Genomic DNA, 20,038 nt, shown 5'->3' on the forward strand with positions numbered 1-20,038 from the left:
CCTCAGCGGACCCAGACCGTCGTCCGGAAGGTCTTTTCCGGCGGCGCGCTCCTGGCCGTGGCGTAGAAAGCGACGAGGTCGGTGACGCCCGGCCGGCGCGCGTGGAACGGGATCCGGACGCTCGCGCCGCCCGGCTGCTCTTCTGCAGGTCCCTTCCGCTCGAGGACCTTCTCGTCCACCTCCACCACGAACCACTTCGCCTTCGAGCCGGGTGTGAGGGCCAGGTCGAGGAGGAGCTCGTCGCCGCTGCGGGCCTCGAGAGTCTTGCCCTCCGAGGCGGCGTTCGCGAGCCAGACGCTTCTCCCCTCCCACGGGCAGCTGCACGCACCGAGGAAAAGCCCGAGGGAGAGCGCGGACGTGGCGAGGAGTCGTCTCATGGGTCGGAGTTTAGTCAGGTTCGGCGGTCCGCCGCGCTATTGTCAGGGGTCGTGAGCGCCCCTTCCCGTTTCTCCCGCCGCCACCGTGTCGTCGCGGGGGACCCGCCCGGCGCCGCCGACGTCCTCGCCCGCGTGACCGGACTCTCGAAAGGTGTCGTGAAGGACGCGATGCGCAAGGGGGCCGTCCACGTCGGCCGGTCGGGCCGTTCTCCGAACCGGCTACGCCGCGAGACGGCGACGGTGCGCCCCGGGGACGTCCTCGAGATCCACTACGACCCCGAGCTCCTCGCCCTTCGCCCGCCCGAGGCCAGGCTCGTGAAGGACGCCGTCCGCTGGTCCGCGTGGGGCAAGCCGGCAGGCCTCCTCTCTCAGGGGACGGAGTTCGGCGACCACGCCTCGCTCCTGCGCCAGGTGGAGAAGCTCCTCGATCGTCCGGTGTTTCCCGTCCACCGGCTCGACCGCGAGGTGGAGGGGCTCGTCCTCGTGGCGCACGACGCGACCGCCGCCGCGGCGCTTTCGGCCCTGCTGAGGGAAGCGAAGGTGGTGAAGCGATACCGCGCCGAGGTCATCGGGAACGTGGAGGCCCGCCGCGGGACGTCGGGGACGATCGACCTTCCCGTCGACGACAAGCCGGCGCGGTCGGCGTTCCGGGTCGTCTCCTGGGACCCCTTGCGCGACACGACGACGCTCGACGTGACGATCGAGACGGGACGGCACCACCAGATCCGGCGTCACCTCGACGCGATCGGCCACCCCGTCCTCGGCGACCCGCGCTATGGATCCGGGAACAAGAACCGCGAGGGGATGCGCCTCACGGCCGTCTACCTCGCGTTCCGGGACCCGTTCACGGGAAAGGACGTCGAGCTCTGGTACGGAGAGGAGCCGGTGGCTCCCTAGCCTCGCCGCACCCTCACGGCTGCTAGAAAGACCCCGAGAGCGTCAGGATCGCCCCGCGCCCGGGAGCGAGGACGCTCAGCTCGTCCGCGGAGTCGGCGTAGGCCTTGTCGAAGACGTTGCGCGCTGAAACCGTGACGGTGAGGAGATCGGAGAAGCGCCAGCCCAGGGAGAGGTCGAACCGGCCGTACCCGGCGACGACGATCTCGCTCGCGCCGGGCCTTTCGTCCCGCGACATCGCCAGGAAGCGCGCCCGCCAGAAGAAGCCTCCGAAGGGCTCGTGGTCGACCATCAGCTGGGCCGTGGGAGGGAGGATGTCGGGGGCCCACGTCCCGTCGTCGAGAATCCGCCCCTGCGAGAGCGAGCCGGAGAGGCGCACGACGAGGCGCGGCGCGACCCGCACGTCCGCCTCGAGCTCGATGCCGGTGATCTCGGCCTCCCCCCGGTTCCTGAAATGGAAGTCGTTCCCTTCGCGGTATCGCTCGATGAGGTCCTCGATCCGGTAGACGTAGCCCGAGAGGCCGAGGTTCACGACGCCGGCCCGGCCCCGCAGCGAGAGGTCCCACTGGTTCGACGTCTCGGCGGAGAGGTCGGGGTTGCCGACGACGAACCCGCGGCCCGAGACGCCGCGGAAGTAGCGGTCGGAGAGCGTGGGGTCGCGGAAGCCGCGGGAGAACTGCGCCGAGAGGTTCCACGCGCGCGCGAGGGCCCACGACAGCGTGGCGAAGCCGGACAGGGCGCCGTCCGAAGTGGACCGCTCGCCGTAATACCCGCCGGTGTTCTCCGTCGTGACGTGGTCGCCGCGCAGTCCCGCGGTGAGCGTGAGCTTCTCCCCCGCGAGGGGCAGGTCGCCTTCGACGAACGCCCCGAGGTCCGTCCGCGCCGCGTCCTCGACGGCGACCTCGGTGGCCGTCGTCGTCGGGCTGCCGGCCGCGTCGAACTCCTCGACGATGTTCAGGGCGACGAGGCCGCTGCGCCCGTTCACGTCCACGCCCAGCCGCAGCCCCGCCGCCCCGAACGAACGCCGGCCGAGGAGCCGGACGGAGAAGTCCTTCGCGTCGACGTCGGAGAGGGCGTTGCGGAGCGTCGTCGTCGCGGTCGGCCGGCGCTGCCGGTTCGTGACGATCCCGTAATCCCCGAAGAACGCCCGCAGCTCGAGAGACGAGAAGCCGGCTACTGCCGGGACGTCGAGCCCGAGGCTGAAGCGCGACGAGTTCTCGCTCGGGTAGAACGTCCGCGTCGTCGGGAGGTCGGCCTGGGGCTTGCCCATGTCGCGGACCTGGTCGAGCTGGTAAGAGGCCCAGAGTCGCGCCGGGCCCAACGGCATCAGGCCGCGCAGGACGAAGCCGCGGTCCCACACCGCGGAGTTGTCCTGCGTCCCGGCGGGGGACTCGTAGTCGCCCTGGCTCCGCTGGTAGAGATTCAGCGAGAAGGCGCCGCTTCCCACGGGGATGTTCGCCCCGACGCCCCCGGTCGCCTCCGGGCTCCCGCCGGTGCCGGCGGAGAGGCGGTACCGGAATCCCAGGACGTCGAGCTCGGGCATCGGCGTGCGGGCGTGGACGATCCCGCCGAGGGCGTCGGAGCCGTACGCGACGGAGCCCGGGCCGCGCACGACCTCGACGGCCTCGAGGGCGAACGGGTTGAGGTACGACGCGGAGGCCCCGGCGCGCCTCTCCGCCGAGACCCGTCCGTCGTCGAGCATCACGAGCGTCCGCCCGCGCGCCAGGCCCCTCACGACGGGGACGGCGCTCGACGACTCGTCGCTGTTCGACACGCCCGGGAGGCCCTCGACCGCCTCGGCGAGACGGTTCGGCTGCCGCTCGTCCAGCTCCCTCTTCGAGACGAGCGAGACGGGGTTCGCGGGGGGCGCGAGCAGGGAGGCGGCCGTCCCCGCGGAGACGAAGACCTCGGTGCTGCGGGCCGCGGGAAGGACGAGGTCGCGGAGGGAATCCGCAGGCGTCCGGCTCTCGACGCGGACGATCCCGAGCCACGCGCCGCTGGGGGAGAAGACACCCAGCTCGAACGGCGGTGGCGGCTCGGGCTCGAGCGTCACCTCGCCCTTCGGATCGGCCGCCACGGAGCCCGCACGGCCGAGGACCGAGACGCGAGCGCCGGGCACCGCCTTCCCGTTCTCGTCCACGACGCGATAGCGCGCCGCCGCGAGCGGGAGGGTGAGGAGCGCGAGCGCGAGCGCGAGGGCTGCCGGGGCCGGTCGGAGCGGGACGGCGAGAGCGTGGCGCATGGGGTCAGCGGGCGAGGATCCAGAGGTAGTACCCGGCGAACGCCGCCGAGAAGACGATCCCCGAGACGCTCCAGGCGGAGAGCGCCGGAGACGGACGGTGCTCGGGCGGGACCTCTGCTGCGTGGATCGCCCTGTGGTTCAGGAACGCGAGCGCGGGAGCCGTGAGGAACGAGAGCGACGTGGCGAGGTCGACGAGCGACTTGAACGCGGCCCCGCCGCGCAGCGCGTACCCGATGATTGCGAGCGACCCGGCGCCGAGGACGAGAAGCGAAGCCCAGTAGACGCTCCCGCGCGTCGTCGCCGCGCCGGGCGTCTCGGGGCCGCGCCACCGGGCGGCGAGACCCGCGAGGGCGCGTGGGAAGCCGTCGGCGACGGTGAGGGTCGTCGAGAACATGACCGTCCCGGCGGCCAGGCCGATGAGCGGCGCCGCCCACTCGCCGAGGTTCTTCGTGTAGAGGGCGATGACCTGCTGGGCGAAGACTGCGGCCCGGTCGTCGAACGCCTCCCCCGAGCCGTACATGACGCCGGCACCGAGGAGAACGAAGCAGAGGGCGAGGAGCACCGTGCCGACGTAGCCGACGTTGAAGTCGAGGACCGATTCCTTCACCCGTGGGGCATGCCCCGTCTGCTCGCGTCGGGCGAGGGTCCAGAGGGAATGCCAGATGGAGATGTCGAAGGCGGACGGCATCCACCCGACGAGGGCGACCATGAACGCGATGGAGCGCGGGTCCGTGAAGGCGGAGGCGTCGGGAAGCCAGGGAATCGTCGACCAGGGGATCTTCGGGATCACGAGCGCCGTCGCGGTGAACGTCGTGAGCGTGAGGACGAGGACGATGACCTTGTTGATGGCGTCGAGCCAGCGGTAGTGCCCCGCGAGGAGGAGCGCGCCGCAGAGGAGGAGCAGGAGGACGGCGACCCAGAAGGCCGGCGGGAAACCGAGGAGCGGAGCCGTCCACCCGAAGAGCGCCGCGTAGAGGACGGCCGTGACGAGCGTGACGACGGCCTGGATCGTGAACATCGTCCCGGCCGTCAGCAGACCGTAGAGAACGAGCGCCCAGCGGCCCTGTCGCCGGTAGCCCTCGAGGAGGCTCGTGCCCGTGGCCGCGGCGTAGCGCGGCCCGAACTGGAACGCCGGGTACTTGAAGAAGTTCGCCGCCAGGACGACGACGACGAGCCCGAGGCCGAAGCTGGCTCCCGCGCGCGTGCTCTGGACGAGGTGCGAGACGCCGACCGCGGCGCCCGCCCAGAGGAGCCCGGGGCCGAGGGCCTTCAGAAAGGAACGTTCTTCTCCGCCTGTCATGGGCCGGGATTGTTCCCCGGCGCGGGCCGGGGAACAACCCCGCCGGGCCAGCGCTACTTCTTGGCGACCTCGAGGAGGTCGACGACCTTCTTGACGCCGGGGACCGACTTCACGGCGTCACGGGCGATCTTCAGGCGCGCGTCGTCGGGCACGGTGCCACGCACGGAGACCGTTCCGCCGACGTTCTCGACCTCGAGGTTCTTCCCGTGCTCGCCGAGCTCCTTCTTCAGGGCGCTCTCGACGGCCAGCTCGAGCTTGCCGTCCGCGGCCTCCTCTCCGATCTTCCCGCCCGTGAGGGACTTCTCGGCCTTCGCCTTGACCTGGTTGTCGACGCTCGACACGCCGGGAACGCTCTTCGCCACCTCGGCGGCGAGCTCCTGCGTGTCGCGTCCCTTGACCTCGCCGACGAGCACGACCTTCTTCTCGACGACGGCAACCTTGATCGTCTTCGCGTCGTCGCCCAGCTTGTCGACGAGCTTCTGCTGGATCACTGCGTCGAGGGCGTCCGCCGCGAGGGCGGGACCGGCGACCAGGGCGGTGGCGAGAGCGAGGAGGACGAGGGAATTCCTGAGTTTCATCTGCTGCTCCTTCGGGGTCTTTCCCCGAAGTATCCCCCCGCGGAGACCTCGAAGGGATGCCCTGCCATGCCCGCTTCGGGCAGCCGGCGGGTCAGAACGCGTGGCCGAGGGCGACGTGGAAGACGGTCCGGCTCTCGCCCTCGCGCTTGTCGATGAGGTATCCCACGTCCACGCGGAGCGGGCCGACCGGCGTCCGGAGCCGGAGGCCGGCCCCCGCGGCCCAGCGGAGATCCGTGACGTCGATCCGGCCGAGCCAGGCGTTCCCCGCGTCGAGGAAGAGCCCCCCTTCGACGGGCCCGAGGAGCGGAGCCCGCAGCTCGACGTTCGCGAGGAGGTACGTCTCGCCGCCGAGGCTCGACCCGTCGTCCCCCTTCGGGCCGAGCTCCTGTTCCCTGAACCCTCGGTGCGTGCTTGCCCCGCCGACGTAGAACCTCTCGCCGACGGGGAGCGTCGTTCCCCCGTGGGCCTGCGCGTAGCCGAACCGGAGCGCCCCGGCGGCCACGATCGCGCTCCCGAGGCTCCGGAAATACCGGGAGTCGCCCTCCAGGCGGTCGAAGTCATTGCTGCCGCCGAGAAAGCGGCGGGAGACCTTGTCGCGGACGAGAAAGTAGGTGCCGGTCGTCGTCAGGAACGGGTCGTCGCGCTGGTCGAGCGAGACGCTCGGCGTGAGGGACCCGATCGTTTCGGTGACGGGCAGGAGGGCCTCGTCGACGTCCGGCTGGACGTCGAGGGGAAGCTGCTCCTCGATCTTGTAGATGAGCGTCACGATGTGTTTCGGGTCGAACTCCCACGAGAACCCGGCCTGGGCCCCCATCGTCTGCAGGGAGAAGCCGTCGTAGGTCGTGTCCCAGGTGTAGGTCCCCTTCACCGTGCCGAAGAGCCGGGTCCCGAAGAGGGCAGGCTGGCCGATCTCGAGGACGTAGCTCTGCCGCTTCTTGCCGACGAGCGCCGAGAAGGCGCCGTTCGTGGCGTTTCCGAAGAGGTTTCTCTCGCCGACGGTCCCCGCGAGCTCGAGGCCGCGCTGCGTGTTGATGTCGAGGCCGTACTCCACGTACCGCGTCGAGCGCTCGACGACGGCCACGAGGACCGATTTCTCGGGCGGGCTCGACCCCGGGACGGGTGCGCTCGTCACGGAGACCGTGTCGAAGACGCCGAGGCGGGAGAGGTGCGACTGGTGCTCTGCGAGCTGGATGCCGTCGAGCGGCTTGCCGGGGCGCTCGTCGCCGATGGAGAGGATCTTCCTCGTGGTCGTCTTGGTGTTCCCGCGAACGGTGATCGTTCCGAGCCGGTAGGCGGTCCCCTCTGCGATCTCGAACGCGAGCGGGACGCGGCCCTTCTCGTCCGGAGCGCCGGGGCGGGGCGTCACCGTCGCCTCGTCGTAGCCGCGGCGGGAGTAGGCCCTCCGGATCTCGCCGGCGGCCTCCGCGTCGCGGCCGGGCACGTAGGGCCTGCCCTCCTTCAGCTTCGCGATGCGCCTGAGCTCGTCGGCGTCGATCACCTTCGCACCCGGGAAGCTCAGGGTTCCGATCGTCCGAAGAGGGCCTTCCTTCACCCGGAAGACGATCGTCCGCTTCTCTCCGCTTCCTTCCATGGCCGCCTCGACGGTCGCGTCCGGGAAGCCCGAACGGGAGTAGAGGTCGACGAGCGCGAGTCGGCTCTCCTCGAGGATCTGAGGCCCGGGATGGGACTTCGAGAGGCCCAGGAGCTGCGGCTCGTGGAAGGGAAGAGCCTTCTCGAGCCTCTTCCGGGGAATCGAGACCGCTCCCTCGAAGCGGATCGTCTCGACGGCGAGGCGGAGGCCGTGGTTCGCGGTCAGGACGACGGCCTTCTTCTTCGCGTCCTGCCGCTCGGACGGCGTCACCGTCACGTCGACGTAGCCTCGCTCGGTCATCCCCGTCGCGGCGGCCCGGGCGAGGCGGTTGACGACGCCTTCGGAGAGCGGGACGTTCCGCCGCTTCCACGACGCGGTCACCTCCCTCATGACGGGCCCGTCGATCCCCTTCCCCTCGAGGCTCTCGCGCAGGCCGAGCTCAAGGGTCACCGCGACGGACCGTGCACCGTCCCCCTCCGGAGGCTCCTCCACGATCTGAAACGTCGCGCCCTTCCACCCCAGGCCCCGGAGACGCCTCTGCTCCTTCTTCAGTCCCGATTCGAGGTCCTTCCGGTTGAACCGGGAGAGCTTCGCGTCGAGCCTGAAATAGAGGACCTTCCCGCGCGTGGCGAGGCTGGTGAAGAACGGGAGGCCGTCGAGGTCGACGTCGAACGTCTCGAGGCGGGGGAGGGGCGTCTCGACGACGTCGAGCACCACCTCGACGGCACCCTTCGCGTCGGGCTCGCCGACCGTGACCGAGACCATCGGCGCCGGCAGGCCGGCCCGCGTGTACGCCTCGGCGACCTGGGCGGGGACCGACACGGCGGGGTCGGCCGGCAGGGCCCGCCACGTCTTCAGGTCGATCCGGTCGCGAAGGACGCTCTTGCCGAGCTGCTTGACGCCCCTCAGCTCGATCCTGCGCACCCAGACGGGCGGGGCCTCGGCGGCCGCGCCGTGCGCGAGGAGGAGGAGGGCGAAGGCCGCGACTGCGGCCCGGACGCTAGTCGAGATCACGCCGGATCCGGAAGCCGCCTGACAGCGAGCCGTCCTGGTTCTGCCGGAGGCGCCCGCGGGTGCGGGAGCTGAACCGCCATTTCAGCTCGAAGACGTCGGTCGTCTCGCCGCTCACCCCCTTGTAGTAGGTGGCGGAGAGCCCTCCGCCCAGGTCCTTGCCGACCGAGAAGAGGAACTCCTCCCCCTCGGGCGTCGTCGGGAGCGGGATCATCTCGAGGTCGGTCCGGGCGCCGAGCGCGCCGAGGATGGGGGCCGCGGCGCCACGCATGGCCATCCGGGCCGCCGCGGCGCCCAGCTCGGACGAGCCGGTTCCCCCGGAGCCCCCGAGGAGGACCGAGACGATGTCGGCCTGGCTCCTCCCCTTCGAGGACGTGAGGAGGAGCTGGGCCTTCGACGCCTTCCCGTCGATCCGGACGGTGATCTCCTCGTCGTTCTTCGTCGTCGTCGCGACGATGTCGAGGTCCGGGTCGATCGCGTGCGGGTCGGAGAAGTCGAGCCGGGCGCGGGACAGGTCGAAGCTCGACCCGAGGACGTAGAGCTCGCCTCTCGTGGAGGAGATCGACCCGAGGACGACGGGCTCCCCGATGGTCCCCTTCACGCGGAGGTTCCCGCCCAGCTCCGCATCGCCGAGATTCCCTTCGAGGTGGATGGCGTCCCGGGCGATGACCGCGACGTCGAGCGCGAGGCCCCGCACGAAGGGAGGAAGGGTGCTCTTCGAGGCGGTGGCCCTGCGCCCGCGCTCCTTGAACGCTTTCAGCAGTTCGCCGGCGTCGAGGCTGGGGGTGTAGACGACGTCGTCGAGCCGGACCTCGCCGGAGATGGCGGGCGAGGGCCAATCCCCCTTCGCCGCGAGGTCGGCTCCCGCCCGGACCTGGACGTCCTTGCCGGCCTCGAGCTCGAGATCGCGGGCCCGGAGCGTGGCGTCGATGCGGCCCAGCTTCCGCTCCGAGAGGCCGGCGCGGCCCGCGAGGGAGACCGTTCCGCCGCCGATGCGGGCCGTGATCCCGTCGCTGTGGATCTCGCCCGGCTCGAGAGTGACCGTCCCGGTCAGCTGCTCGACCGGCGTGGGGAAGTCGGGACCGTCGAGGAGCGCGTCCTTCACCGCGACGCTTCCCGTGGCGACGGGCCTGCCGACCGTCCCGGCGACGTCGAGCTTCGCCAGGAGGCGCCCCGAGGCCCGGTCGAGCGCGTCGAAGAACGGCAGGAGGATCGCGAGGTCGAGGGACGAGGTGAGCGAGAGGCGGCCGCTCCCGGGGCCCTCGAAGGGAAGGCCTCCGGTCGCCTCGAGCTCGAGGCCGGTGCCCGAGAGCCGAAGCGAGCGGACCTCGACGCGGGAGTGGTCGACGACGAGGCTCACCGGCTGGTCGGCATGGACGGCCCACTTCGGGTGCGTCGCCTCGAAGGCGTCGAGGGTGAGGTCGACCGCGACGCCGCCGAGGTCGGCGACCGTCCCCGCGCGCGCGCACCCGCCCCGTCGCTTCGCCGTGACGTCCGCGGAGATCCCGGCGGCGTGGAGGAAAGGAGAGAGGTCGAGCGCGTCGAGCGTCGCCGTGGCGTCGAAAGGCCGTGCGCCGGCGATCGAGCCCGTCGCCTTCACGCGGAGCCGGCCTCCGAGAGCGTCGCCGTCGACGGTGAGCGCCCCTCCCGCGAGGACGGCGTCCAGCCTGGCGTCCTCGACGCGGTACGCGCCCCACGAAAGACCCGCCAGCGTGACGGCGGCGACGACCCGGCCCTCGTCGGTCGGCGTCAGGGCGGCATCGAGCTTCGAGAGCGCCCCTCCGAGAGCCACGAGGTCCCGGACCTTCACGGTTCCCGTGAGCCCGGGGCGTTCGAGCTCCCCGGCCATCCGCACGTCCACCGACACGCTTCCACCGAGCACCCCGGACCTGGATTTGGGGTCAGTTCCGTTTTCCGTGGAAGCTGGCTTCGCCGCGCTTCTCGATTCGGGCGGGAGGAGCGGCTCGAACGCCGAGAGATCCGGGACCTCGAGACGGACGACGACGTCGAGGGCGCTCCCGTCGAGGTTCCCGCCACCCGAGAGGGTGCCGTGGCTTCCGTCGTCACCCTTCAGCTCGAGCCCCGCGAGGTCGATCCGCTCTCCACGAACGGTGGCCTCGCCTCCCGACGTCGAAAGCCGGCGGCCGGCCGCGGCGACGAACGCGTCCCCGAGGCTCACCGTCGCCTCGAGCGGGCCGTTACGGGACCGCTTCGCCGCGAGGTGGCCCGACACCTCGCCGTGGAAGTCGGCGAGGTGAGAGGGAAGGACAGCCGCCAGAGGGGAGAGGTCGAATCGCACGAGCGTGGCCTCGGCCTCGAAGCCGCCGCGAGCGGGCGCGACGGCCTTTGCCGTCAGCCGGCCGTCGGCCGTGCCGAGCCGCGCCTCGACCGTCGCGCCGAGGGCGGCGTGCGCGTCCACGTCGGGGAAGGGGTGCCTGCGGAACAGGATGCCGCGGACGCGCAGGTCGATCTCGGGGGACTTCACCCCCGGAAGGGGCAGGCGTCCGTCCCCCTCCATGCCGGCGGTGACGTCGTACGCGGCGGCCGAGCCGTTGAAGACCGTGAACGTCGCGCCGTTCGCCTTCGCATCGAGCTCGACGCAATCGATCCGCGCGCCGGCGACGGTCAGCGCGCGGGCGCGGAGACGGCCGTCCAGGACGGGGCGCACCACGGGCCCGCCGCCGCTCAGGTGCGCGGTCAGCTGGCCCTTCCCTTCGATTCCGAGCATCGCGAGCCACGGGCCGACGTTTCCGGATTCGACGTCGACGCGACCCTCGAACGTCCGCTGCCGATGGTCGTAGCGGCCGCTCAGCTCGGCGGTCGTCTCCCGTTCCGTCAGCTTCACCGTCTCGGCCGTCAGAATCCCACCGGACAGGCTCAGCCGGGCGCGGGCGTCCGGGGCGAGCGTGCCGCGGGCGGCTGACCGTGCCCCGGCGAGGGCGAGGTCGGCCGTGGCCGTGATCCCCTCGAGAACCGGACGCGCCAGGGTTCCCTCGACCGTGCCGCCGAGCGTTCCCGCGAGCTTCGGTGCTCCGGCTGGAAGGACGAGGAGCCGCGCGAGGTCGAGCTTCTCCGCCCGAATCGAGAACCTCACGTCCTTCGGTGCGGGGTGAACGGTCCCCGAGGCGTCGGCGTGGAGACGTCCCTGGCCGGACGCCAGTTCGAGGCTGCCCTTCCGGAGGATCCCTCCGGCCACTTCTCCCGCAAAGTCGACACTTTCGAACGTCCGGCCGAGCAGCGTGAGCGTTTCGGCCCGCGCCGTCGCGGTCGCCGACGGCGGCGCCGTCCCTGTTCCCGAGGCGACGATCCGGGCTTCGATCGTCCCCCCGAGGCCGAGATCCGGCGCGAGCCTCGCGGCGAGCGGGCCGAGCGTTCCCTCGGTCGTGAGGGTCGCCGTGTAGCTTGGCGTCCCGGAGAGGTCGCGGACCGCGGCGTCGAGCCCCGCCGCCAGTCCCGCATCCTTCGCGACGAGCCGGGCCACGAGGTCGAGCGCGTCCTCGCGCGTCGTCCAGCGGGCCGTGAGCGACGAGCCCCGCAGCGGCTCGTGTCCCGCGGCGGAGACGTCGATGGACCCCAGGGTCAGGGTGCCGGTCGACGTCAGGTCCCGGAGCCCCAGGCGTCCCTCGAGGGCGAGGTCGCTGCCGTCGATGCGCCGGGCGGCCTTGCCGCGGTCGAGCAGCTCGAAGGAGCCGTCCGTGAGCCGGAAGCTCCGCACGTCGACGTCAGGCCGGGCCGTCGGCTCCTCGTCTCTCGTCTCCGGGATCCGGAACGGCAGGATCACCCGGCCCTTCTCGTCGAGCGCGAGTCGCGCGAAGGGGCGCTCGACGATGGCGCCGAGGACGACGACGCGACCGCGGAGATATTCGGGTACGGATATGCGGATATGCGCCCGCGAGACGGAGATCTCCGTCCCGGCCCGTTCCCCCTCGCCCCTCAGGAGAAAGTCCCGAACCTCGAGCGTCCCCGTGAGGGCGTTCCACCGTATCGAGCCGGTGCCGACCGAGCCTTCGAGGATCCGTCCGGCCTCGCGAACGGCGGCCCGCGACGCCGCCCGCTGGACCGCCGGCAGGTGGAGCAGCCCGAAGAGGAGAGCGGCGAGGCCCAGGAGGACGAGTACGGCCCAGCCCAGCGCCCGCGCGGCGCGGCCGATCCACCGGCGGCGAGGCTTCTCGGGGTCGTTCATGGAGTCAGCCGCGAGGCGGCGTTCGTGCGGAGCTTACCGTCCGGGGAGGGCCCCGGCGCGCTGCGAGGATTCCCGTCAGGCTTGCGGCCTGACCTGGGCGGTCCACGGCTCCAGCCGAGTCCGCCTGCCGCCCCGGACCGCCCTACGTTTCTCCTCCCCGCCCGCTCTGCTGGATCAGCTTGGCGACGAGCGCCGTCCAGCCCGTCTGGTGGCTCGCGCCGAGGCCGCGGCCGTCGTCGCCGTGGAAGTACTCGTGGAAGAGGAGGAGGTCCCGGAAGGCGGGATCGGACCGGTGGCGCGCGTCACCGCCGAAGGCGGGACGGCGGCCGTCCCCGTCGCGGAGGAAGAGGGAGATGAGCCGGCGGGAAAGGTCGGTCGCGACCTCGTCGAGCGTGGCGCGGCGTCCCGAGCCGGTCGGCATCTCGACCGTGAACGCATCGCCCAGGAAGTGGTGGTACTTCTGCAGCGACTCGACGAGGAGGAAGTTGACCGGGAACCAGACCGGGCCGCGCCAGTTCGAGTTGCCGCCGAAGAGAGGCGTGGTCGACTCGGCCGGCTCGTAGCCGACGCGGTGCTCCGTGCCGTCGAGGCGGAGGACGTACGGCCGGTCGCGGTGGACGCGCGAGAGGGAGCGGACGCCGTGCGGCGAGAGGAACTCGCTCTCGTCGAGCATGTACCCGAGGACGGAACGGAGCCTCTCGCCGTTCACGAGGGAGAGGAAGCGCCGGATCCGGCCCCCCGGCTCGGTCCGCGTCTCGACGTGCGCGGCGAGCTCGGGACGGTTCTGGAGGAACCACTGCATCCGCCTCTTGAAGCGGGGGAAGCGGTCGACGACCTCCGACTCGAGCGTCTCGACGGCGAAGAGGGGAATGAGCCCGACCATCGAGCGCACGCGGAGCGGGAAGTGCCGCCCGTCGGGGAGGTGGAGGACGTCGTGGAAGAAGCCGTCCTCGCGGCTCCAGAGCTCGAGATTCTCGCTGCCGACGTTCGACATCGCCCGGCAGATGTAGACGAAGTGCTCGAAGAACTTCGAGGCGACATCCTCGTAGGCGGGGTTCTCGCCTGCCAGCTCGAGCGCGATGGCGAGCATGTTGAGGCAGTACATCCCCATCCAGCTCGTCCCGTCGCTCTGCTCGAGCCGCCCTCCGGATGGGAGCGCCGCGCTCCGGTCGAAGACGCCGATGTTGTCGAGACCGAGGAACCCTCCCTCGAAGACGTTCTGTCCGTCCGCGTCCTTGCGGTTCACCCACCAGGTGAAGTTGAGGAGGAGCTTGTGGAAGACCCGCTCGAGGAAGAGGCGGTCGCGGCGGCCGGAGCGGGCCGCGTCGATCTTGTAGACGCGCCACGCGGCCCAGGCGTGGACCGGCGGGTTCACGTCGCCGAGGGCCCACTCGTAGGCGGGGAGCTGCCCGTTCGGGTGCATGTACCACTCGCGGGTCAGGAGGACGAGCTGCTCCTTGGCGAAGTCGGGGTCGACGAGCGCGAGCGGGACGCAGTGGAAGGCGAGGTCCCACGCCGCGTACCAGGGGTACTCCCACTTGTCGGGCATCGAGATCACGTCGGCGTTGAAGAGGTGCGTCCACTCCGCGTTCCGGCCCTTCCGCCGGGAGCGGGGGGGCTCGGGGCCGGCCGGGTCGCCCTTCAGCCAGCGGGCGACGTCGTACGCGTAGTACTGCTTCGACAGCAGGAGGCCGGCAAACGCCTGACGCTGGACGTTGCGGGCATCGTCTTCGAGCCCTTCCGGCTGGAGCGCCGCGTAGAACGCGTCGGCTTCGGCACGGCGGAGCGCGAAGACCTCGTCGAAGTCGTCCCCCGCGCCGTCTCCGGCGGGGAGCTGGTCCGCCAGGCGGAGCCTCAGCGCGATCGCCTCGCCCGGGCCTGCTGAGGCGACGTTCCACGTCGCCGCCTTCGACCCGACGCGGGCGGGATTCGCGACCTCCGCGCGGCCGTTCACGACGACCTCGTGGAAAGCGTCCTTCACCCACGGGCTCTCGTTCGGCACGCCCCAGAGCCGCTCGGCGTTCGACTCGTTCTCGGTGAAGAGAAGTTCAGGCTCTCCTTCCGCGAGGAGCCACCGCGTCCCGTAGAGGGGATGCTCCGTGGTGAGGACGGCCGCGCGGGCGCGCGGCGGCGCCTCGCGAATCCGCGGGCGGCGCGCGTCGAGGCCCCAGCTCCAGGTGTTGCGGTACCAGAGCGTCGGGAGGAGGTGGAGCGTCGCGGGCGCCGGGCCGCGGTTCGTCGCCGTCACCTTGACGAGAAGGTCCTCGGCCGTGGCTTTCGCGTATTCGACCATCACGTCCCAGTGGCCCGCGTCGAAGGTTCCCAGGTCGGCGAGCTCGAGCTCCGGCTCTTCGCGCCCGCGCCTGCGGTTCCCCTCGACGAGCCGCGCGTACGGGTATTCCGCCTGCACGTACTTGTAGAGGAGCTTCATGTACGAGTGCGTCGGCGTGGAGTCGAGCTGGTAGTACAGCTCCTTCACGTCTTCCCCGTGATTTCCCTCGTGCCCGGTCAGGCCGAAGAGGCGCTCCTTGAGAATGGGGTCTCTCCCGTTCCAGAGCGCAAGCGCGAAGCAGAGGGCCTGCCGCCGGTCGGATACGCCCATCAGGCCGTCCTCGCCCCAGCGGTAGGCGCGGGAACGCGCGTGGTGGTGCGGGAACGACTCCCAGGCCGTGCCGCCTTCGCTGTAGTCCTCGCGGACGGTGCCCCACTGCCTGTCGGAGAGGTACGGCCCCCAGCGCTTCCAGTGAGTCCTACGGTCGCGGGACGCGGCCAGGCGGGTCTCTTCGGCGGTCGGCGATCGGCGTTTCAACGTTCTCCCCCTGACAGCCGGGATTCTCGCCCGGCGGGAGCCGTTTCTCCTTCTTGCCGGGCCGCAGAAGTCTTACAGTTCCGCCCAATTTCGTTGAAGGGGCCCGTTAAGGAGGATCCGCGATGAAGGTGACGCTGCGATCCGAGAAGGTCGTGTCGGACGAGAACGTGAGGAAGGAGACCGGGAGGGGCTTCGCCGAGTGGTGGAGGGTCCTCGACGCCTTCGGTGGCCCGGCGAAGGGCCGGCGGGAGATCGGCGGCCTCCTCTTCGGCGAGCTGAAGGTCGACGCCTGGTGGTCCGCGACCCTCCAGGTCGAGTACGAGCGGCACAAGGGGGTCGTCGAGAAGGACGGCAAGGGGAAGGGCTACACCATCTGCGCGACGAAGTCGGTGAAGGCGGCGCCCGAGAAGTGCTGGGAGATGTGGGCGACCGGCAAGGCCCTGGACGCGTGGTTCGGTCCGAAGAACGTCCTCGACCTGAAGGCGGGCGGCTCCCTCTCGAACGGGGACGGGAACGCTGCCGACGTCAAGGGCGTGACGCCGGGGAAGACGATCCGGCTGATCTGGAAGGACGCGAGCGCTCCCGGGACGCCGGTGGAGATCAAGTTCCAGCCTGCACCGGGCAAGACGACCGTGATGGTGACGCACGACCGGCTCCAGACGCGCGAGGAGGCCGACGGACTGCGCGCGGCGTGGGGCGAGGCGCTCGACAGGATGAAGAAGCGCGTCGAGGCGGGCTGACCGTGCTCCGCCGGGCGAGCTATCTCCTCGTCACCGCCTCAGTGGTCGCCGCTCCCGCGACGGCCTCCGAGCCGCAGGCGTCCCCGGCCGCTGGGCTCGAGCGGCGCCTCGCCCTCGCGGCCACCGCGGCCGCCGAAGCGACGCTCCGCCTCCACGAGACGAACGCGGCGAAACGGTGGCTCGGCGAAGTACCGGAGCCGCACCGAGCCTGGGAGTGGCGCCACCTCACGGCCCGCGCCGACGAGAGCGTCGCGACGATCGCGGCGCACGAGGGGCGCATCCTCGGGATCTCGATCTCGCGCGACGGCAAGCGCCTCGCGACCGCCGGGGCCGACAAGACCGCGCGCCTCTGGAACTCTTCGACAGGGAAGCTCCTCGCGACGTTCTCCGGGCACGGCGCGGCCGTCTGGAACGCCGTCTTCTCGCCCGACGGCGCCCGCCTGGCGACCTCCTCCTCGGACGGCACGGTGCGCATCTGGGACGTCGGCACCGGGGCGGAGGTCCTGAGGCTCGACGGGGTGGGGAAGGGGATCGCCGCCGTTTCCTGGAAGCCGGACGGGACGGAGCTGACGTCCGTCTCGTGGGACCGGACGAAGGAGCGGGGCGCGTGGGGCGTCGTGAAGTCGTGGGACCCCCGGACGGGCGCGCTCCTGCGCTCGCTCGAGCACGGCGTCAAGCCGGTCACCTGCGCGGCGTACAGCCCCGACGGCACACGCTTCGCCGCGGGAACGTGGGACGACGACGTCGCCGTCTGGGACACCTCGGCGTGGGGAGCGCCCGTGCGGCTCGTTCCGCCGAAGGACGAGGCGTACAAGGCCGTCCAGGCGGTCGCCTTCTCACGCGACGGCAGGAGCCTCGCCGTCGGCGCCAAGGACGGGACGGTGCGCGTCTGGGACGTCCTGACCGCCAGGCTCGCCACGACGCTCATCGGGCAGGCCGAGGGGCAGGCACAGTGGATCAACGGGGTCGCGTGGATGGAAGCCGGACTTCTCGCGGCCGCCGGGAGCGACCGGACGGTGCGGCTGTGGAACGTGGGCTCGGCGAAGCAGCGAGCGGTTCTCCACGGGCACGAAGGGCCCGTCACCGCCGTCGCCGCGAGCGCCGACGGGTCTCACGTCTTCACCGCTTCGGGTGACGGCACCGTCCGCACCTGGGCGCCCTCGGTCTCGCCGACGCGTCTCCTCCGCGCGGAGGCGAGCGGCTACGACGTGACCTTCTCGCCGGACGGCGGCCAGGTCGCCTCGACGGGCTGGGGAGGGTGGGTCCGCATCTGGGACGTCGCGACGGGCGAGCCGCTCCGGAGCTGGAAGGGGCACGAGGAGTCGGGCGTGAGGGCCTCGTGGAGCCCCGACGGGAGATGGCTCGCGACGACCGGGAACGACGGGCGCGTCGTCCTCTGGGACGCGGCGAACGGGGCGATGAAGGTCGAGTTCGAGAAGCTCGCCGCCGGCCGGAGCCAGGGCCTGGCGTTCACGCCCGATTCGCGGCTCCTCGCCTCGCCGTCGGAGAAGGGCCTCGTGAAGGTCTGGAGCGTCCCCGACGGGCGGCTCCACGCCACCCTCGAGCATCCTGGCCGAACAATCGCGCACGTCGCCTTCTCGCCGAACGGCGCGCTCCTCGCGGCGGGAGGGACCGACGGCGGCGTGGCACTCTGGGACTGGAGGAAGGGGGCCATCGTCCGCCGGCTCGAGCAGCCGCCTGGGACGCTCCAGGTCGCATTCGACCCCGCGGGGAAGACGCTGGCAGCGGGCTCCTCCGCGCGGGCGATCGTCCTCTTCGACGTCGCGAGCGGGAAGGAGCTGCGTCGGCTCGAGGGACACGGCGAGGCGGTCCACTCTGTCGCCTTCTCGCCCGACGGCACGCGCCTCGCATCGGCCTCCAGCGACGGCACGCTCCGACTCTGGGACCCGGCCTCCGGCGCGAACGTCCTGACCGTCCCCGCCGAGACGACGGTCTACGCCACGGCTTTCAGCCCCGACGGCTCCCGGCTCGCGATGGTCCCGCTCGACGGCACCGTCGTCCTCCTCGATTCCGTGCCGGCGGCGCGGAGGCTCGCGCGGTAGCACGTTCCGTGTCGTTACGGAGGCCTCTTGCCGTTCTCACCGGGCGGTCTCCCGGAACCGGTCCGCCGAGCGGGCCTTCGCGCGGGCCGCTTCCACCTCTCGGTTCCTCGGCTCCGCACTCGTCACGAGCGACGAGAGGAGCTGGCGCGCGGCCGCGGCGACCTCGTCGACGGCCCGGCCGAACGCGGCCTCGTTCGCCCGCGACGGCTTCGTGACGCCGCTCAGCTTCCTCACGAACTGGAGCGAGGCGTCCCGGATCTCCTCCTCGGTCGCCGGGGGCTCGAAGTTGTGGAGCGTCCGGATGTTCCTGCACATGTCGCCTCCCCGCCGCCCGGCCACGGGGGCGGCTGGCTCCCGCGATCGCGGGGTCCTGTCGGAGCGGGCGTATGGCCCGCGTCAGCGCTCGGAAGCCGCCAGCTTCGCTTTCCGATTCCGTCTTGCCAGCTCGAGCTGCTCCTTCACCCGGAAGCGCACGATCCGGCTGATCAGCGCGAGCGGCATCGGTTCGTCGAGCGGGAACTGGACGGAGCCCTTCGCTCCCTTCCACGCCGAGAGCTCCCTGCTGAACTTCTCGATCGCCGATGGCGTCGGGTAGAAGCCGACGTGCCTGGTGTAGGCGGCGAAATGGACCATGTTGCCGTTCAGGGTGAAGGTCGGCATCCGGTACTTGATCGCTTCGCCCGCGGTCGGCGCCGCCGTCCGGATCGTCTTCCGCACGTCTTCCAGGATCTTCCGGACGCCAGGCGGAAAGGTCGCGATGTACTCGTCGATGCTCTTCGGTTCGGGTGCGTCGGTCTTCACTGTTCTCATCCTTCGGAAGCGCGAGCTTCATCGAACCTCCGAGAGAGCTGGAGCTGCCGCTTGGAGACCTTACCGAGCGCTCAGGGCCGGTGCGATGGAGTACTCGAAGTCGTAGAAGTGCTCTCCGTCTTCGATCCGGATCGCCATCGTGCCCGAGAGCCCGGTCAGCTTCCCGGTTCCTGAGTCGGGCACGACCGTGACGGCCAGGGAAGGGGCCCCCCGGGTCATCGTGCCCGTGTGCTGGAGGACGAACGTGCCCTCCTGGCCATGCAGCGTGCCGGCGACGTGCTCGATCGCGACGTACCCGGCCGAGCCCTTCACACTCGTGCTCGCGGCGAGCATCTCCCCCCTTGACGTCGCCTCGAGCTCCCCGTGGAGCTTCTTGGCGATGGACATGCGGGCGACGCCCGGTCCCGCTTCGGTCGCCTGCGGCGTCAGGACCACTTCGAACGTTCCGGTCGCGCGACGGCTCACTGGACCCTCCTTCCGGGCGGCCGCCGGGGCCGGCGACCGTGGCTGGGAGACCGCCGGTAAGGCGAGACTCGCGCCGAACGCGATGGCGAGGAGAGACAGGGGCAACGACGGAGAGACTCTCGGCATGGCGGACTCCTGCCGGAATGGTAACGGCGACCGGCCGTCAGACGGGCTTGAGGCGGGCCGCGAGCAGGCCCGTCGCCGCGGCGAGGTCGAGGTCCGCGACGAGCAGGCCTTCCTTGCCGTACTCCTGGTGACACAGCAGAGTGCCGTCGGGCCGCACGACCGCCGAGGTGGTCGGAGATCCCGCGCTCGCGTAGTTCACGCTCGCGAAGTAGCAGGTGTTCTCGGCCGCGCGACACAGCGCCGCCTTCTCGTGAAAGGTGTTCGCGGGGTCCGCGAACGTCGCGGGCACATAGCCGCCCGGCTCGGCCTCGTGGAGGTGCGGGTGGAAGACGACCTGGGCGCCGCGCCGGGCGGCCCAGCGGACCGTCTCGGGATATCGCCATCCCTCGTGGCAGATCGCCACTCCAAACGTCAGCGGGCCGATCTGGAAGAGCCGCCTCCCGGAGCCAGGGGAGTACAGGCCGTCCTCGGACGGGTCGAGCTGGACCTTGTCCTGGAAACCGTCGAACGTCCCGTCGGGAGCGATCACGAGCGCGCTGGCCCGCAGCGCGCCGTCGACGAGACGTTCGGTACCGAGGACGACGGCGACGGAGGACTTCGCCGCGGCGGCGGCGATCGTCGACCACGCCAGCTCGAGGAACTCCGCGCTCGGCGGAGGCACCCGCTTGCCCGATCCCCTGTAGCCCGGAACGAAGCATTCGGGAAAGCAGACGAGGCCGGCGCGCTCGGAAGACGCCCGGGCGATCGCCTCCTCGGCGAGCGCGACCGACTCCCCGGGACTTTCCGGGAATCGAATGTTGGCCAACGCGATTCGAAAGGACTGCATGGCGCTGGACCTTAGCTCCAGTC

Annotated in this window: 14 protein-coding genes; 3 read left to right on the forward strand and 11 right to left on the reverse strand. The window is 71.3% G+C overall.

The genetic code is table 11. The features are described 5' to 3' along the window. Nucleotides 1-2: 2 nt before the first annotated feature. Nucleotides 3-377 (reverse strand): hypothetical protein, encoded by a 375-nt coding sequence (locus tag IPN03_11790; protein ID MBK9374382.1) that lies wholly within the window; start codon nucleotides 375-377, stop codon nucleotides 3-5. Nucleotides 378-428: 51 nt separating this feature from the next. Between IPN03_11790 and IPN03_11795 the strand changes: the two genes are divergently transcribed. After that, the gene (locus tag IPN03_11795; protein ID MBK9374383.1) at nucleotides 429-1,274 is read left to right on the forward strand and encodes an RNA pseudouridine synthase; all 846 of its coding nucleotides are present in this window, start codon (nucleotides 429-431) and stop codon (nucleotides 1,272-1,274) included. A 22-nt stretch (nucleotides 1,275-1,296) separates the two neighbouring features. On the opposite strand, the gene IPN03_11800 is transcribed toward IPN03_11795, so the two are convergent. The 6 genes from IPN03_11800 to IPN03_11825 form a co-directional block, all read right to left on the reverse strand. Then, nucleotides 1,297-3,513: a TonB-dependent receptor gene (locus tag IPN03_11800; GenBank protein ID MBK9374384.1), complete on the reverse strand. Its 2,217-nt coding sequence runs from the start codon at nucleotides 3,511-3,513 to the stop codon at nucleotides 1,297-1,299. 4 nt (nucleotides 3,514-3,517) lie between these two features. Further along, nucleotides 3,518-4,813, reverse strand: coding sequence for a divalent metal cation transporter (locus tag IPN03_11805; GenBank protein MBK9374385.1), 1,296 nt, complete (start codon nucleotides 4,811-4,813; stop codon nucleotides 3,518-3,520). Between the two features lie 53 nt (nucleotides 4,814-4,866). Beyond that, complete coding sequence (locus tag IPN03_11810) at nucleotides 4,867-5,391, reverse strand: BON domain-containing protein (GenBank protein ID MBK9374386.1); 525 nt, start codon at nucleotides 5,389-5,391, stop codon at nucleotides 4,867-4,869. A gap of 91 nt (nucleotides 5,392-5,482) precedes the next feature. Continuing rightward, nucleotides 5,483-7,996, reverse strand: a complete 2,514-nt coding sequence (locus IPN03_11815; GenBank protein ID MBK9374387.1) for a BamA/TamA family outer membrane protein — start codon at nucleotides 7,994-7,996, stop codon at nucleotides 5,483-5,485. After that, nucleotides 7,983-12,176, reverse strand: coding sequence for a translocation/assembly module TamB domain-containing protein (locus tag IPN03_11820; GenBank protein MBK9374388.1), 4,194 nt, complete (start codon nucleotides 12,174-12,176; stop codon nucleotides 7,983-7,985). The genes IPN03_11815 and IPN03_11820 overlap by 14 nt, the downstream gene beginning before the upstream one ends. Nucleotides 12,177-12,318: 142 nt before the next feature. Then, nucleotides 12,319-14,985: a glucosidase gene (locus IPN03_11825; GenBank protein ID MBK9374389.1), complete on the reverse strand. Its 2,667-nt coding sequence runs from the start codon at nucleotides 14,983-14,985 to the stop codon at nucleotides 12,319-12,321. Between the two features lie 122 nt (nucleotides 14,986-15,107). Here IPN03_11825 and IPN03_11830 point away from each other — a divergent pair, with 122 nt between their 5' ends. Next, on the forward strand, nucleotides 15,108-15,725 hold the full coding sequence (locus IPN03_11830) for an SRPBCC domain-containing protein (GenBank protein MBK9374390.1): 618 nt from the start codon (nucleotides 15,108-15,110) through the stop codon (nucleotides 15,723-15,725). A 2-nt stretch (nucleotides 15,726-15,727) separates the two neighbouring features. Continuing rightward, nucleotides 15,728-17,788 carry a WD40 repeat domain-containing protein gene (locus IPN03_11835; GenBank protein MBK9374391.1) on the forward strand — a complete coding sequence of 687 codons (2,061 nt, stop codon included), beginning with the start codon at nucleotides 15,728-15,730 and terminating at the stop codon, nucleotides 17,786-17,788. A gap of 36 nt (nucleotides 17,789-17,824) precedes the next feature. On the opposite strand, the gene IPN03_11840 is transcribed toward IPN03_11835, so the two are convergent. The 4 genes from IPN03_11840 to IPN03_11855 all read right to left on the reverse strand — a co-directional run bounded on the left by IPN03_11840 (nucleotide 17,825) and on the right by IPN03_11855 (nucleotide 20,015). Continuing rightward, nucleotides 17,825-18,103: a DUF2277 domain-containing protein gene (locus IPN03_11840; GenBank protein ID MBK9374392.1), complete on the reverse strand. Its 279-nt coding sequence runs from the start codon at nucleotides 18,101-18,103 to the stop codon at nucleotides 17,825-17,827. Between the two features lie 81 nt (nucleotides 18,104-18,184). Further along, nucleotides 18,185-18,598: a DUF1801 domain-containing protein gene (locus tag IPN03_11845; GenBank protein MBK9374393.1), complete on the reverse strand. Its 414-nt coding sequence runs from the start codon at nucleotides 18,596-18,598 to the stop codon at nucleotides 18,185-18,187. Nucleotides 18,599-18,658: 60 nt separating this feature from the next. Beyond that, nucleotides 18,659-19,189 carry a DUF3224 domain-containing protein gene (locus IPN03_11850; GenBank protein ID MBK9374394.1) on the reverse strand — a complete coding sequence of 177 codons (531 nt, stop codon included), beginning with the start codon at nucleotides 19,187-19,189 and terminating at the stop codon, nucleotides 18,659-18,661. Between the two features lie 37 nt (nucleotides 19,190-19,226). Then, nucleotides 19,227-20,015 carry a carbon-nitrogen hydrolase family protein gene (locus IPN03_11855; protein ID MBK9374395.1) on the reverse strand — a complete coding sequence of 263 codons (789 nt, stop codon included), beginning with the start codon at nucleotides 20,013-20,015 and terminating at the stop codon, nucleotides 19,227-19,229. Between the last annotated feature and the right edge of the window lie 23 nt (nucleotides 20,016-20,038).

Source organism: Holophagales bacterium (genome assembly GCA_016719485.1).
In the GTDB taxonomy this organism is placed as follows: domain Bacteria; phylum Acidobacteriota; class Thermoanaerobaculia; order UBA5066; family UBA5066; genus UBA5066.